The sequence below is a fragment of the Neobacillus mesonae genome, from assembly GCF_001636315.1.
Classification (GTDB): Bacteria; Bacillota; Bacilli; order Bacillales; family Cytobacillaceae; genus Neobacillus; species Neobacillus mesonae.
On the sequence record NZ_KV440949.1, the window covers coordinates 5,327,102 to 5,342,125 of the forward strand.

Below are 15,024 nucleotides of genomic sequence, written 5' to 3' on the forward strand. Positions count from 1 at the left end.
AGTAAATAGATAACAGGGCAAAAGGTTATGCATCTTTTCTTTCTAATTCCTCTTCTCCCTCGTATTCAACGACTCTAGCCAGTTCTTCCTTCATATGGTCATCGGAATATTTCTTTCCATATTTATGAACGGAGATTTTATAAAGTATGACTCCTAAGGCAGCCCAGACGAATACAATCACCCATTCATATGGCCAAACAAGCGCGGACGGCATTCCCGGCATATAGAGCGTAGTAATTCCTAATGTCATGAACATGGCTATCCAGCCAACCTTTGTTCCTCCACTAAGCTTGAAAGGCCGTTTCATTGTCGGGGCTTTTTTTCTAAGGATAATAAAGGAAACAGCTACCATAAACCATGAAACGACTAATCCCAGACCTCCGGAATCGACCAGCCATACTAAAGCAGGACGTCCCATTAATGGCGCCAGCGTTGAAAATACACCGATTAGTAAGATTGCTTTATAAGGGGTTTTATATTTGGGATGAAGCTCGCCTAACGCTTTTGGCAGCATCCCTGCATTAGCAAGGGCATAAATGGCCCGGCTCCCGCCAATATAGAAACCAATCCAGCTTGTGATGATTCCGCCAATTCCGCCTAAAATCAAGACATTGGCCATTAGTTTGCTGCCGCCAAATGCTTTCGCCATCGCATCTGCGGTTACAAGATTAGACGCATTCATTTCTTCTGGCGTTAAAATTCGGGATACGCCAAAAATGATCGATATATACCACACAACTGCAAAGATGACAGAGAGAATTAATAATTGGCCGATTCGTTTTTGAGGTAAATTAATTTCTTCAGATGCCTGAGGTATGACATCAAAGCCAACAAACATGAATGGAGTCATAATAAGGACAGTTAACAGCCCGCTGATGCCATGGTCGAACAACGGCTTCATATTTTCGGTACTGCCGCCAATGCTGCTTCCAGTGATTAAAAGAACACCGGCAATGATGATTAAGAGTGTAAAAATAAAATTAATTGCTGTTGTCAGCTTAATGCCGCGATAATTAACCCATGTCACTAAAATGGATCCTAATATTCCAACACCAGCCCAAGTGATCGTTACATCCCAGCCGGCAACCGTGTAAAGGTGACCTTGACTATAGTTTGGAATTAGATATTCAAACACAGTTGGCAGGGCTACCGCTTCAAATGCTACAACTGATACATAGCCAAGAATAATCGCCCAAGTGGTTATAAACGAAGCTCCCCGTCCCATCGCCTTGTAACTATAAACGTGCTCTCCGCCCGCGAGCGGGATAGCGGAAGCTAATTCGGCATATGTCAGCCCGACAAATATAACTAAAATCCCGCCAATCACAAATGCTAAAATGGCACCTAATGAACCAGCCCCGGTAATCCATAACCCGGTGGTCACTACCCAGCCCCAGCCAATCATGGCACCAAAGGCAAGCGCTAGTACATCTCTGTTACCTAGAATTTTTAATAATTTCGGATCGTTCATATATTCTCCTCCATTTTAAAAATTTGCTTATCAATTTGATTAGTGCTGAAAAAATAATGTTGAAAGATGTTTCACCTCCTTATAATTAATTTCTAAACGAAAAAAGCCAGACCAAACCAAGCCGGACATAATGTACATCCAACAAGGCGGTAACTGGCTCTGTGGTCCGAGAAAACAATCCGGTGAGAATTGCCGTCGAACCTAAACAGTCATTGTCCTAGTTTTAACGTCTCTAAAAAGAGGGAGCGTTTACATTTATTGTATAGTAGGTAAAATAATTTGTAAATACTAAATAATCAAATTATTCAGACCGTATAATCTCTTTTATTAGTCTTGTTAAATTAAAATAGTAAAATATACTAGATATATAATTTCATAAATATGATTAATTTTCATGGTGACGAAGAAAGGAGTTCTTTCAAATATGAAACGAAAAATTATCGCCTATAATTTTGTTTTAACAGAAGTTCTTGTACCATTAAAGAACGAATATGATGTGGAATTTTTTGAAAAAATCAATCCTAAAACTGATCCAGCTTTTTTAGATGCTCTAAAGGACGCTGAAGGGATCATTGGTCTCTCGCTTCCAGTGGATGCTGAATTATTGGATTGTGCCCCGAATTTAAAAATTGTTTCGAATAATTCAACCGGCTATAATAACCTATCACTTGACGAAATGACGAAGCGCGGCGTGATGGGGACGAATACTCCTGGTGTTCTCGAGGGTACAACTGCGGACGCGATTTTCGGCATTCTTTTAGCAGCGGCCCGCCGTATACCTGAAATGGATCGGTTTGTAAAAACAGGCAGCTGGAAGCACTATTTAACGACTGAACAGTTCGCCGTAGACGTTCACCATAAAACATTAGGGATTATTGGGATGGGGAAAATTGGTTCGGAGATTGCTAAACGCGGCCATCTTGGCTTTGATATGAATATTTTATATCATAACCGCAGCCGGAACATGGAGGCTGAAGAAAAATATCATGCTGAATATTGTGATTTTGATACATTGCTGAAGAAATCAGATTTTGTCGTACTAATGACCCCTCTTACACCTGAAACTGAAAATTTAATCGGTGAACGTGAATTTAAATTAATGAAAAATTCAGCGATATTCGTCAATGGTTCCCGTGGAAGGACTGTTGATGAAGCCGCGTTGATTGAAGCACTAAAAAATAATGAGATTTACGGTGCGGCGCTTGATGTATATCAAATCGAGCCAATTAAAATGGATAACCCTCTTCTTCAGTTTCCAAACGTTGTAACAACACCGCATCTTGGATCTGCAACGTTTGAAACAGAGGAAAAGATGGCAAAGCTTGCGGTGGAAAATTTACTGGCTGGACTAAACGGCAAACGTCCAAAAAACCTGGTGAATCCAAACGTATTAGGCGTATTGTAATTAATGGTATAACATTCTAACACCCTTTACAAAATTACTATGTTATAATAAAGAGTCTTAAGCACTGAACCAGGAAAAGTTTAAGGGGTGATGAATTTTGAAAAAGGCGATTGAAAAAATTTATATACTTGAAAATCCCGAAAAAAATATCGTTAAATTTGCAACTGATTACCAGCTACGCTATGACGATGTTATTAAAGACGTATTCGGCGTGGCTTGTTTAAAAGATTTAGATATGATGATTCAGTTTAACAAAGCTTTTCAAAAAAGTATCTGTGTAAAACTTGGAATTAGCGAGAAAAAAGTTTCCCTTCAAACAGTTGTACGGATTGCTTCAAAAAATGATTTACTTCTATTAAAAAAAGAAATGCTGCTAGAAGCCATTAAACAAAATAAGGAATCAGAGACTGCAATCCCCTGCCCGTTTGATTCTATTATTCAATTACAAGATGGAATTTTCAAATGGGATGCAGAGAATTCCTCCTATATCCAAGTCACACAAATTGCATAATTTTTCACTACAAATATCTACTTTATACAAAAATAACCCTCATATTAATAAATGAGGGTTTCTTTATTCTTAAAAATGGAAATAATACAAACATAAATCAAATTTTCAATATAAACATATTGTTTAAATAATATTACTCTACTAGTTACAACTTTTTTAGAAATGAGGTGCAGATGATGGGCCGCTTTATTCTATTGCTTTCATGTATTGGCCTTTTATATTTTTCATGGCCAGTGATGGAGAAAAAAATCCAAAATAATGATTCCTTCCATCAAATTCAATCTGAAATCGATGCAATCAAAAATAGCCCTGAGAACTCGAAAAAACTAGATGAATTATATGATCAAGTCCAGCAGGTTCTATTGATGTTCGATAACAAATTAGAAAAACCGCAGCCGACGAATGAAAAAGATGTAAAATTAAAATTGCAGACCCCTGATCAAGCTGTTTTTTCGATTCATAATATCGAACTTGGAGAAGCTAAAACTGAGATTGAACACAAATTGGGACCCGCAAAGAGATCTTCGTTAAATGAATACGGAACAACCTGGAACACCTACCATGATCACTACCGCAACTTTTTTATGGTCATGTATGACCAGCATAATAAAGCAGCCGGTCTTTACACAAACCAGAATTTAATTTCATCTAAACTTGGAATCAAACTAGGGACTCCTAAAGAGACTGTTCGTGCTAAATTCGGAGAACCATTAACCAAAATACAAAAAGGTTTAATCATTTATCAGTTAGATCAAAACAGTGATTACGATGTCTTTTTAAAGGATAGTGTATACATCACCGTTTTTTATGATAAACACGAAGGGAATACCGTAACGGCTATGCAGCTGATTACAAAAGACATGGAACAAAAGAAAACAGACCTTTACACAAAGGCAAGCTCCCAATTAAAAGAAGGCTTTGAATATCAGCTGTTTGATTTAACCAATGCAGCGAGAGTCGAACATAAGCTCTCTACCCTTACGTGGGATGAGCATATAAGACAAACAGCCCGTAAGCACAGCTCGGATATGGCGGTCAATCAGTATTTTGATCACACCAACCTTAAAGGGCAATCCCCTTTTGACCGAATGAAGGAAGATCATATCATCTTTTATTTGGCCGGAGAAAACCTTGCTTATGGTCAGCTGAGCAGTATTTTTGCCCATGAAGGGTTAATGAATTCATTGGGTCACCGGGAAAATATTTTGCGTAAAGGCTATAAATATTTAGGAATTGGAGTAGCGTTTAATGATAAATCACAGCCCTACTATACCGAAAACTTTTACGCCAAATAAAGGTGAAATATTGTAATTTTTGATGATACGAATTAGGATTTTCAAATCGGTTATATTATATACGAGCAATTTAATTGCTCAATACTTCGTTCGGGAGTGATGTATCGTGGCTAGAAACAAACTATTGGTTCCTGGTGCAGGAAATGCTCTAGATCAAATGAAGGAAGAGATCGCGGGCGAGTTTGGAGTGCAGCTTGGTGCTGAAACGACCGCACGAGCGAATGGCTCTGTAGGCGGCGAAATGACGAAGCGTCTTGTCGCCCTCGGAGAACAAGCAATGAAAAGACAGCAATAACACAAAGGCCAGTCCCGTTTATACGGGGCTGGCCTTTTTAATATTAAGCTTCAACGTTTTTCCCTTGATCTTTTTCAATCTTCGGAGTCTGCCCGCCTTTATAAATGAATTGCAGAGCAAGCAGGCCAACAAATAACACCAAACCGATGATGTCACTGATTTTTTCAGGATAAATTAACGATAACCCTGTTCCGATTGCTAGAATCCGTTCAATCCAATGTAATTTCCGATACCAGAATCCCATGACCCCTGCACCGATAATCAGCATCCCAATGAACGCAGTGAAAACAACCCAAATTAAATAATACCATGTAGTATTAATCATTAACAATTCAGGTGAAAGGACAAACATGTACGGGATGATAAACGCCGCTATTGCGAGTTTCGACGAGTTAACCCCCGTTCGGAACGGCTCTCCGCCGGAAATCGCTGAAGCAGCAAAAGCAGCTAGAGCTACTGGCGGTGTAATATCGGCGATAATACCGAAATAGAACACGAACAAGTGAGCCGATAGATCAGGAACTCCTAATAAAATAATCGCTGGAGCCGCAATCGTTGATGTAATAACGTAGTTGGCAGTTGTAGGTGAACCCATCCCTAAAATCAAGGAAGTAACCATCGTTAAGATCAGTGTTGGCAGTAAATATCCATGCGCTAAATCAATTAAGCCGTTCGCCATTTTCAAACCTAATCCTGTCTTCGTCACAACGCCGACAATGATCCCTGCACAAGCTGTTGCTGCTGCAACGCCTAGTGCAGAACGAGCCCCGTCTACCAAGGCTTCAATAATTCCAATTAATCCAATTCGCGTTTCCTTTTTAATCGCACTGACCAATACTGTAATAACAATTGACCATAGAGCTGCCATCATTACACTTGTACCAGTCATCATCAAGACGACGATTGCTAAAATCGGAATAAGCAAATAAATCTTCTTTAGAACTTCTTTCCGATTTGGCATTTCTTCCTTCGTTAAGCCGCGAAGACCAATTCGTTTTGCTTCAAAGTGCGTCATGATCCATATACCTGCAAAATAAAGAACTGCCGGGATTGCCGCTGCCTTGGCGATATCCCAATAAGTGATTCCGCCGCCAATAAACTCAGCCATTAAGAAAGCCGCAGCACCCATAACTGGCGGCATTAGCTGTCCGCCTGTTGAAGCAGCCGCTTCAACTGCACCTGCGAATTCTTTTTTATAGCCAAGCTTTTTCATCATTGGAATTGTAAAAGAACCGGAAGTAACTACGTTTGCAACAGAGCTTCCGCTGATTGTCCCTTGTAGAGCACTGGAGAAAACCGCAACCTTTGCCGGACCGCCGATGCTTCTTCCCGCGACAGCAACAGCAAGGTCATTAAAGTATTGTCCTACTCCTGTTTTGACTAGAAACGAACCAAATAATAAGAATAAAAAGATAAACGTAGACGATACTGCGAGCGGTGTACCTAGGATCCCTTCTGTTGTGAAAAACATGGTTTGAACTAACCGTTCCAAATCAAGTCCACGATGGGCGATAAATCCCGGCATATATGGGCCGAACAAGGCATACCCGATAAAAACAAGCGCAATAATCGTGATTGGCAAACCTACTGCACGTCTTGTTGCTTCTAAGACTAAAATAATTGCCGCTAAGCCGACATAAAAATCAAGACCGGCTAAGGTACCTGGTCTTAATACTAAGGTATCAATCATTACCGGCCAATAGGCACCTATGATGACCGAAATTAACGCTAGAATGATATCATACCAAGCAACTTTATGTACCTTTCCCCGATTTTTCTTACGGGCTGGAAACAATAAAAAGATTAGTGCAAGGGCAAAACCCAAGTGAATTGTACGCTGCAGCTGTGCGGTCAAAACACCGAATACCCCTGTATAAAGCTGGAATAGTGAAAATGCTAATAAAATGGCAAATACAATCCAATGAAACATTCCTCTTAGTTTTCTAGTTCCGGACTCTGGATCAAATTTTTCCAAAAGCTCCTGCTGTTTCTCTTGTGATAAAGTCCCATCAAAATGACTCAAGGATGTTCACTCCTTTCAATTGTTGAACAAAGCTTAGCTTCCGCACTTCGATTTTTACGGAAGCTCCGGGTTTTATGATCTTGGCTAATGGATATTCCCTCTTGTGGTAAATAAGTCGATGATTTGCACGAACCTGTCCAATCCGTATGTAAAAGGATGGGAAGATGCGCTTCATATTCTTGATGTAATATTTTCCGTTTTCTTGGACAAATGTTTCGCCATCTTCCGAATCAGATGGCATCCCAATTGAAAAATCCTCATACATCAGTTCATATTGCTGAATCTTCCGATCGGGTAAAATTTTGTAGCTCTCCACCACATCTGTTAAATGAATCGAATGGGTATATTTAATTTTGAAATAGGCTTCTTCTTTCATTGGAATATAGGCTAGCCGTAAAGATGGATCTCTAGGCTCAATGACAAGTGCCTGCCGGAGAGGAATGAATGCAAATACAACAGACAATACAAATAGGACTGAACATAACGTGATGATGAATGTACTTTTTTTCATTTTTCCTCCTGGCTTTACAGACGGGTTCCGAACATGAGAAGAAATACTCTATTAAAATAATAGTGAGTATTTTCTCACTATTATTGCGAGAAGTGGAAATATCATCCAAGTTGAAGTTTTAAGCAAACGAGACCGGCTAGTTCAGCCGGTCACCGCTTGTCTTCGATGTAAAAGCTGTTTATTGTGCTTTTACACCTTTCTCATCAAAGTATTTTTTTGCTCCTGGGTGTACATCAATTCCAACACCATTTAGAGCGTTTTCAACTTTGATTAATTTTCCTTTAGCATGTGTCACTTTATCAAGGTTTTCAAAAATAGCTTTTGTGATATCATAAACAGTTTGTTCAGACAAATCACTGCGCGCTACTAACATCGCTTGTACGGCTACAGTTGGTACCGCGTTTGCCATTCCGTATGTACCGGAAGGAATTTCTTCTTTAATGTAGTATGGATACTTAGCGATGATGGCATCGATTTTATCTTGATCAAGTGGAACGATGACAACTTTTTCAGTTGCTGAAAGCCCTTCCACTGCACCGGTTGGTGTACCAGCTGTTACGAAAGCAGCATCAATGGTTCCATCTTGGATACCTTGTGTTGATTCATCAAATGAAAGGTCCTGCTTCTTAATGTCGCTGAAAGTTAAACCATAAGCTTCAAGAATCTGTTCAGCGTTAGCTGCTGTACCAGAGCCAGGAGCTCCAACTGATACCTTTTTGCCTTTTAAATCTTGCACGGATTTAATTCCAGACTTTTCAGTTGTTACAATTTGAATGGTTTCAGGATAAAGTGTTGCAATCGCTTTAATATTGTCGACTGCGTTATCCTTAAACATTAATTTACCTTCACTTGCGTAAGAAGCAATGTCGGTTTGAGTGAATGCAAGCTCGCCGTCACCCTTCTTTAAAGTCGTCATATTCTCAGCAGACGCACCGCTTGTTTCAGCGTTTGTATCAATGCCGGTAGCATCTTTAATGATTTTGGCAAAAGAACCTCCAAGTGGGTAATACGTTCCACCAGTTCCACCTGTAAGAATACTCATAAATTTCGGCTTTTCTTCACTCTTTCCTCCATCCTTTTCGCCGCCTGTTTCTTTACTGCTGCAGGCTGATAGAATCATAGAGAAAGCTAAAAGAAACACCAATGATAATAGAAATCTTCTCTTTTTCATAATAATCCCCCTTTTCTAAAATGTCCGTGCAATTATATTGTAGTAATACGATAAAACATTGTCAATAATTACAATAGTTTCTTACTATTAGGCGAATGCCATATTTGCTGGAATGATAGGTATATATTCCTATAAATAAATTTTTCTAGAAGTATATTTGTCTAGTGTAAGGTAAAATTAACCATTTTATTAAAAAATGTTGTATGATGATTACGTACCACTCATAAGGCAGATTCTAACTATAAGAGTCTGAATCTTGCTATTTTTTAAAAAGATATAGGAGGTCTGATTGTGCTAAGTAAATCTTTAATTGAGGATGTATTGACAGCGGCTTTGTCGACGGGCGGTGACTTTGCAGAAGTTTTCGTTGAAGATCGTTTTACGAATAATTTCACCCTTCAAAGCGGCAAAATTGAAACCTGTTTAACTGGCCGTGATTTTGGCATCGGCATTCGCGTGTTTATGGGCTTGCAAAGCTTTTATGCTTATACAACCGACCATACCCAGGAAGGACTGCTTAAGGCAGCAAATAATGCGGCACAAGCGATTAGCGGAAACAAACTGATTCAGTTAGCTCCGTTAAAACATGAAACAATAGAAACGATTCATCCTGTCCAGCTTCTGCCCCATGAAGTTGATAAATCGCGTAAAGCAGCGGTCATGCTGAAGGCGTATGATACGGCAAAAAGCTATCACTCTAGTATTTCTCAAGTAACCGTCCGCTTCATGGATGAAGAACAAAATGTGATGATTGCCAACTCTGAGGGAAAATGGGTTGAAGATAAGCGGCTTCGCTCAAGGCTTGCGATTCAAGCAGTAGCGGTCCGTGATAACAAAATGGAAACAGGCTTTTATGGCCCTGGAGCTCACCAGGGATTCGAGTTCTTTGAAAATTTAAATCTCGAACACTATTCCAATGAAGCCGCGCGAATTGCAGTGACCATGCTCGATGCCAGCCCTTGTCCCAGCGGAAAATTCCCGGTTATCATTGATAATGAATTTGGCGGAGTTATTTTCCACGAGGCCTGTGGACATGGCTTGGAAGCAACTGCAGTAGCAAAAAACAACTCCATATTTGCGGGCCGACTGGGCGAAAGAGTGGCACCGGAAATTGTAACATACATTGATGACGGTACCCTGACAAATGAATGGGGCTCTATCAATATTGATGATGAAGGCGAAAAGGCACGGAAAAATGTGCTCATTGAAAATGGTATTCTAACTGGTTACTTAATCGATAAATTTAATTCCCGCCGGATGGGGATGGAATCAACCGGCTCAGGAAGACGCCAATCCTTCCGTTTTGCCCCTACCTCAAGGATGACTAATACTTATATAGCGCCAGGAAAATCAACGCCTGAAGAAATTATCGCCAATACCGAACATGGCCTCTATGCAAAATATATGGGTGGCGGTCAGGTGAATCCTGCTTCCGGTGATTACAACTTTGCAATCATGGAAGCGTATGAAGTAAAAAATGGAAAGCTCGGCAAGCCATTAAAGGGTGCAACGTTAATTGGAAATGGACCAAAAACTTTGCAGCTTGTGGATATGGTGGGCAATAATTTAGGCCATGGTGCGGGCATGTGCGGAGCCTTAAGCGGAAGCATTCCGGTAAATGTCGGCCAGCCGATGATCCGTGTCAGCGAAATTACTGTCGGCGGGACAAAGGGGGAATAAGCAATGAATCTACAGGAATTTCAATCCAAGCTATTTGAAGCGGCTCAAGCAAGCGGTTTTTCAGATGTGGAAATGTACTATGAAAACAAAGAAGTATTTGGCTGTCAGGTTTATCAAGGTGAAATTGACCAGTATGAAATCGCTGAAGATGGCGGTGTCTCCTTCCGCGGGATGTTTGATGGCAAAATGGGCTACGCCTATTCCGAGAAAATTGATGTCGCCTCCATCTCCTTCTTGTTAAAAAGTGCAAAAGAAAATACACGAATTATGAATGAAGAAGATGTGGAAGAAATCTTTGCCGGAAGCGAACACTATGACGAGCGGAACTTTTTCTCGGAAGTCTTAAATAACGTCACGATTCCGGAAAAAATTCAGTTTATTAAAGATGTAGAACGTGAAATTTTGACTGCCGATCCTCGAATTACAGCGACCGATTATTGCATGATTAAGTCTGAGTCAGTTACGAGAAATTTAGTCAATAACAAAGGATTAACTCTTTCGGACCGAATGAATTATTTATATCTAATGGTCGAAGTTATTGCCAAAGATGGCGAGGATACAAAATCAGCTTTCTCCTTTCAAGTAACAAAAGATTTTCAAGAGCTAGATGCGAAGGAAGTAGGGAAAAAAGCGGCTGATGAGGTGCTTTCGCAAATTGGATCAAGAAATATTGCAAGCAAGGATTATCCGGTACTATTGAGGAATGATGCAGCTGCTAGCCTATTTTCAGTTTTCTCATCTAATTTTTCCGCAGAAAAAACACAGGCCGGCATTTCGTCGTTAAAGGATAAGCTTGGGGTGAAGATTGCTGCCGAAAAGATTTCCATTGTTGATGACCCTTTTCTGGAGGGCGGCCTTGCCAGTAGAACGTTTGACAGCGAGGGTGTTGCTTCAAGGAAACTGACATTGGTCGAATCTGGAGTGCTTTCCTCCCTTCTTCATAACCAAAAAACAGCGAAAAAAGAACAAACCGAAACGACAGGGCATGCTCATAAAGATTCCTATAAAAGCGCTGTCAAGGTTGGACCGTCAAATCTGTATATTCAACCTTCGGAAGTTCCTTTTGAGGAATTGCTGGCTTCAATGGATGAGGGCGTGTTTATTACGAATCTTTCCGGATTGCATTCGGGAACGAATGAGGTTTCCGGGGACTTTTCCGTCGCAGCTAACGGGTTTTATGTAAAAGACGGAAAGGTTCAGTATCCGGTTAATTTAATGACAATTGCAGGCAATTTTTTTCAGCTGCTTCTTGATGTTAAAGAAATTGGCGCTGATTTAATCTTTCCGCTGTCACCGGTTGGGGCTCCGTCAATGTTGGTGAAATCTTTGTCGGTTACGGTGGAGTAAGGTCTTCTTTTAAAAGCAGATTTGCGCAGTTTGCGTAAATCTGCTTTTTTTCTAGGCTCTATTGTAAAAGATTGTTGTTTTTTGATTCGCCGATAAATTGGTGAAATTCGCTGATAAAATGAAAGATTCGCCGATAAATTGTCTAGACTCGCCGATATCCTTTAAAAATTCGCCGATAATTTTCGAAGTCTATTATTAAAGTGGATTTTTACCTGGAGTTTCCGTTTTTTGTGTTCAAACTGAAGCAAAAACAACAAATTTTACGAAAACAGCCTTTTTCTATTAGCGATTTTTCGGGTTATATTAGCGAATTTTACGCTTTTATTAGCGATTTTTTATTATATATTAGCGAATTTACACCTTTTAATAGCGAATTGAAAAAATCTATAAAAAACACCTTTTTTATGACTTCAATTTGTCCCAAAGGACCCTTCTATAAGACAATTTCATGCTACCTAAGAGCAACCAGTATCATATCAGTTAAATTATGGCAAATACTTTATTTTCTCTTCCATCGGTGTGCGCGGTTTCGCTTCCGGAACTTCCTCGGGGTAGCCCACTGCAATTACTCCGAGTAGATCATAATTTTCTGGTACCTGCAGTAGCTCGCGGTTATTTCCAGAGATACCGATCGAAGACCAAAATGTCCCAACTCCCTCCGACCATGCGGCCAAATTAAAGTTCTGAATAAAACAGGCGGTGGCGGCTGCGTTTTCATCGGTTTCAACCTTCGTCGCTCCGTGCCTTGATAACACTGCCATTACAAAAGACGCATTTCCAAAATTCGTTTTATGATTTATTTTTTTCCTTGTTTCTGGTCCAATCACATAGATTTCCCAAGGTTCCGTCATCCGGTGATTTGGTGCCATAGCGGCGGCCTCGAGCCACTGTTGGATCAGGCTGTGATCGATAGCATCCGGTTTAAATTTTTTTATATTACGGCGTGATTTAATCAAATCAATCATATTCAAGTTCTATTCCTCCCTATTCATTTAATGTCCATTGTAATATCATATGGCTCCTAAGCCAAATAAGGTGCATTAAAGACAAAAAATCGGCACCCCTTTCAGAATACCGATTTTTTTAAAATTATTCACTTAATGGGCGCTGCAAAAATGCGAGCAAACAGAAGAATATGAAACTAAGAAGTAAAATCGCTCCCCCGCTGATATATAGGGCTGTTTCTAAAGCTTGTGGTAAAAATCCAGGTCGGAAATTATATAAGGCCATACCTCCTGTTAAACCGATCGAACCAATTACTGTTGAATACACATGAAGCCTCGCCAAAATCCGGTTTGTCGGTTGAAATACCCGATAATAAACAGCCCAAGAAAATAGGGTCAGCCACCCTACCACTAATATATGCGCATGGATTGGCCGTACCGCATAAGAACCGGAGCCGGCCATATGACCTCCCAAAACAGCTCCAATTAATCCAAATATGGCTGATAACTTTAATAAAAGATTACTATAATTCTTCATACTATATCTTTCCTTTCATTGTCAGTCCTAAAAGGCTTATTCCATCTTCTCTTAAAATATTACTGGCCGAATATGAACGGAAGATGAACAACAAGTTACATTTGGAATGAATGGTACCTGTAATAATAGCACAAACTAACTCTAAAAGGCTCCCATTCCCGAAAGGAGAACATATGAAAGTAACAGATGTACTGGTAAAATGCTTGGAGAATGAAGGTGTTGAATATATATTTGGCATCGTCGGATCGGAGACACTTGACCTGGCGGATTCTTTATCCAAATCAACAAAAATTCAGTTGATCAATGTAAGACACGAACAAGGTGCCGCATTTATGGCTGATGTTTACGGAAGGACAGCGAAAAAGACCGGTGTATGCTTATCGACGCTGGGACCGGGTGCGTCTAACCTGTTAACTGGCATTGCCAGTGCGCAGCTGGACCATTCACCGGTTGTTGCTCTGGTCGGTCAAGCAGGAATTGATCGGCACCATAAAGAATCGCATCAATATGTGGACTTGGTAAAATTATTTGAACCGGTAACGAAATGGTGTACCCAAATTCAAGCCTCACCGACCGTTCCATCAGCAGTCCGTAATGCCTTTCGAACGGCGGTCATGGAGAAACCGGGTGCTGCGGCAATTGTATTGCCGGAGAATTTTTCCGCGCAAATGATTGCAAATGAGCCTTTAATGGTCAGCCCGCTACCCGTCACCGTACCGGCTATGGAGTCTGTTTATGCGGCAAAATCGTTAATTGAACAACATATAAAACCATTTTTTGTGATTGGCAACGGGGTCGTAAGGCAGGATGCAGTATTTGAGCTTCAACTTCTAGTTGAACAGCTTGAATCCCCTGCTGTTCATAGTTTTATGGCAAAGGGCGTGCTGCCGAAAGATCACCCGCAAAATTTCTATACCTTTGGATTTAACGAGAATGATTTGGTTCTTTCCGGTCTTCAAGAAGCTGACCTCTTAATTGTCATCGGCTTTGATTTTGTTGAAAAACTGCCGAAGGATTGGAATAAAAAGAAAATCCCAGTTTTACATATTGATTCACTGCCGGCGGAAACGAATGATTATTATCCTGCTAAGGTTGAACTGGTAGGAAATATTAAGCAAACATTGCAGCTGCTTAACCAAACATCACTAACGAAGAAACCATGGGAGCCCACGGGGAATCTTAAGGAAGTAATTAAAACGGCTTATCATTTAAATCCCGAATCCGGAAACATGACTTTCACAATTAAAAATATGCTGCACAGCATCGAAAGGCTTACAAACGACGATACCATCATTATTTCTGATGTCGGAGCACACAAAGTTTCCATAGCAAGAACCTATCAGCCGAAAAAGCCGAACGGTTTGATTATTTCAAATGGTCTTGCCTCCATGGGAATCGCCATTCCAGGTGCAATCGGGGCAAAGTTAGCAGCACCTGATGCTCCAGTCATTTGTATTACCGGTGACGGCGGCGCCATGATGAATTTTTCCGAAATCGAAACCGCTAAAAGACTTGGTGTTTCATTCATCATCATTATCTTAAACGATTCTGTGTTAAAGCTGGAGGTCCAGCAAATGGACAAAAAGTTCGGTGAGAGCTACGGAGCTGCCTTCACAAATCCGGACTTTGCAAAATTAGCGGACAGCTTCAGCATCCAAGGACGAAGAGCAAAAACACTAGCTGATTTTAAAGCTGTTTTAACAGAAGCGCTGGAACGTCCTAATGAAATTTTCTTAATTGATACAGTCCTTGAAGGTTAAGCATTCACCCTTCCCCAGGAATACGGCTGCATAATGGAAATATGTAATTGAAAAGCCTTATTCTAAGGGGAAT

General features: G+C 40.4%; 13 protein-coding genes. 7 read left to right on the plus strand and 6 right to left on the minus strand.

The window, feature by feature from the left end; translation table 11 throughout:
- Positions 1 to 25 precede the first annotated feature (25 nt).
- Positions 26 to 1,471: an APC family permease gene (locus A6749_RS25135; RefSeq protein ID WP_066398986.1), complete on the minus strand. Its 1,446-nt coding sequence runs from the start codon at positions 1,469 to 1,471 to the stop codon at positions 26 to 28.
- 424 nt (positions 1,472 to 1,895) lie between these two features.
- On the opposite strand from A6749_RS25135, the gene A6749_RS25140 reads away from it, so the two are divergent.
- From A6749_RS25140 to A6749_RS25155, 4 genes are all read left to right on the plus strand, one after another.
- Positions 1,896 to 2,876: a 2-hydroxyacid dehydrogenase gene (locus A6749_RS25140; protein WP_066398988.1), complete on the plus strand. Its 981-nt coding sequence runs from the start codon at positions 1,896 to 1,898 to the stop codon at positions 2,874 to 2,876.
- A 97-nt stretch (positions 2,877 to 2,973) separates the two neighbouring features.
- Positions 2,974 to 3,387, plus strand: a complete 414-nt coding sequence (locus A6749_RS25145; RefSeq protein ID WP_084797978.1) for a hypothetical protein — start codon at positions 2,974 to 2,976, stop codon at positions 3,385 to 3,387.
- Positions 3,388 to 3,560: 173 nt separating this feature from the next.
- Positions 3,561 to 4,682: a CAP domain-containing protein gene (locus A6749_RS25150; protein ID WP_330220455.1), complete on the plus strand. Its 1,122-nt coding sequence runs from the start codon at positions 3,561 to 3,563 to the stop codon at positions 4,680 to 4,682.
- Positions 4,683 to 4,788: 106 nt separating this feature from the next.
- Positions 4,789 to 4,977, plus strand: a complete 189-nt coding sequence (locus A6749_RS25155; protein ID WP_066398998.1) for an alpha/beta-type small acid-soluble spore protein — start codon at positions 4,789 to 4,791, stop codon at positions 4,975 to 4,977.
- Positions 4,978 to 5,020: 43 nt separating this feature from the next.
- On the opposite strand, the gene A6749_RS25160 is transcribed toward A6749_RS25155, so the two are convergent.
- From A6749_RS25160 to A6749_RS25170, 3 genes are all read right to left on the minus strand, one after another.
- Positions 5,021 to 7,000, minus strand: coding sequence for a TRAP transporter permease (locus A6749_RS25160; RefSeq protein WP_066399005.1), 1,980 nt, complete (start codon positions 6,998 to 7,000; stop codon positions 5,021 to 5,023).
- Positions 6,987 to 7,511 carry a DUF1850 domain-containing protein gene (locus A6749_RS25165; protein WP_066399009.1) on the minus strand — a complete coding sequence of 175 codons (525 nt, stop codon included), beginning with the start codon at positions 7,509 to 7,511 and terminating at the stop codon, positions 6,987 to 6,989. Before A6749_RS25165 ends, A6749_RS25160 begins: the two co-directional genes overlap by 14 nt.
- Positions 7,512 to 7,689: 178 nt before the next feature.
- Complete coding sequence (locus tag A6749_RS25170) at positions 7,690 to 8,682, minus strand: TAXI family TRAP transporter solute-binding subunit (protein ID WP_066399015.1); 993 nt, start codon at positions 8,680 to 8,682, stop codon at positions 7,690 to 7,692.
- 291 nt (positions 8,683 to 8,973) lie between these two features.
- On the opposite strand from A6749_RS25170, the gene A6749_RS25175 reads away from it, so the two are divergent.
- The gene (locus A6749_RS25175) at positions 8,974 to 10,362 is read left to right on the plus strand and encodes a TldD/PmbA family protein (protein ID WP_066399018.1); all 1,389 of its coding nucleotides are present in this window, start codon (positions 8,974 to 8,976) and stop codon (positions 10,360 to 10,362) included.
- Positions 10,363 to 10,365: 3 nt separating this feature from the next.
- A complete protein-coding gene (locus A6749_RS25180) occupies positions 10,366 to 11,709 on the plus strand; it encodes a TldD/PmbA family protein (protein WP_066399021.1) in 1,344 nt (447 codons plus the stop codon).
- 485 nt (positions 11,710 to 12,194) lie between these two features.
- Here A6749_RS25180 and A6749_RS25185 read toward each other — a convergent pair whose 3' ends face one another.
- Complete coding sequence (locus A6749_RS25185) at positions 12,195 to 12,680, minus strand: nitroreductase family protein (protein ID WP_066399024.1); 486 nt, start codon at positions 12,678 to 12,680, stop codon at positions 12,195 to 12,197.
- A gap of 118 nt (positions 12,681 to 12,798) precedes the next feature.
- The gene (locus A6749_RS25190) at positions 12,799 to 13,191 is read right to left on the minus strand and encodes a hypothetical protein (protein WP_066399027.1); all 393 of its coding nucleotides are present in this window, start codon (positions 13,189 to 13,191) and stop codon (positions 12,799 to 12,801) included.
- Between the two features lie 173 nt (positions 13,192 to 13,364).
- On the opposite strand from A6749_RS25190, the gene A6749_RS25195 reads away from it, so the two are divergent.
- The gene (locus tag A6749_RS25195) at positions 13,365 to 14,951 is read left to right on the plus strand and encodes an acetolactate synthase large subunit (RefSeq protein ID WP_066399029.1); all 1,587 of its coding nucleotides are present in this window, start codon (positions 13,365 to 13,367) and stop codon (positions 14,949 to 14,951) included.
- Positions 14,952 to 15,024 lie beyond the last annotated feature (73 nt).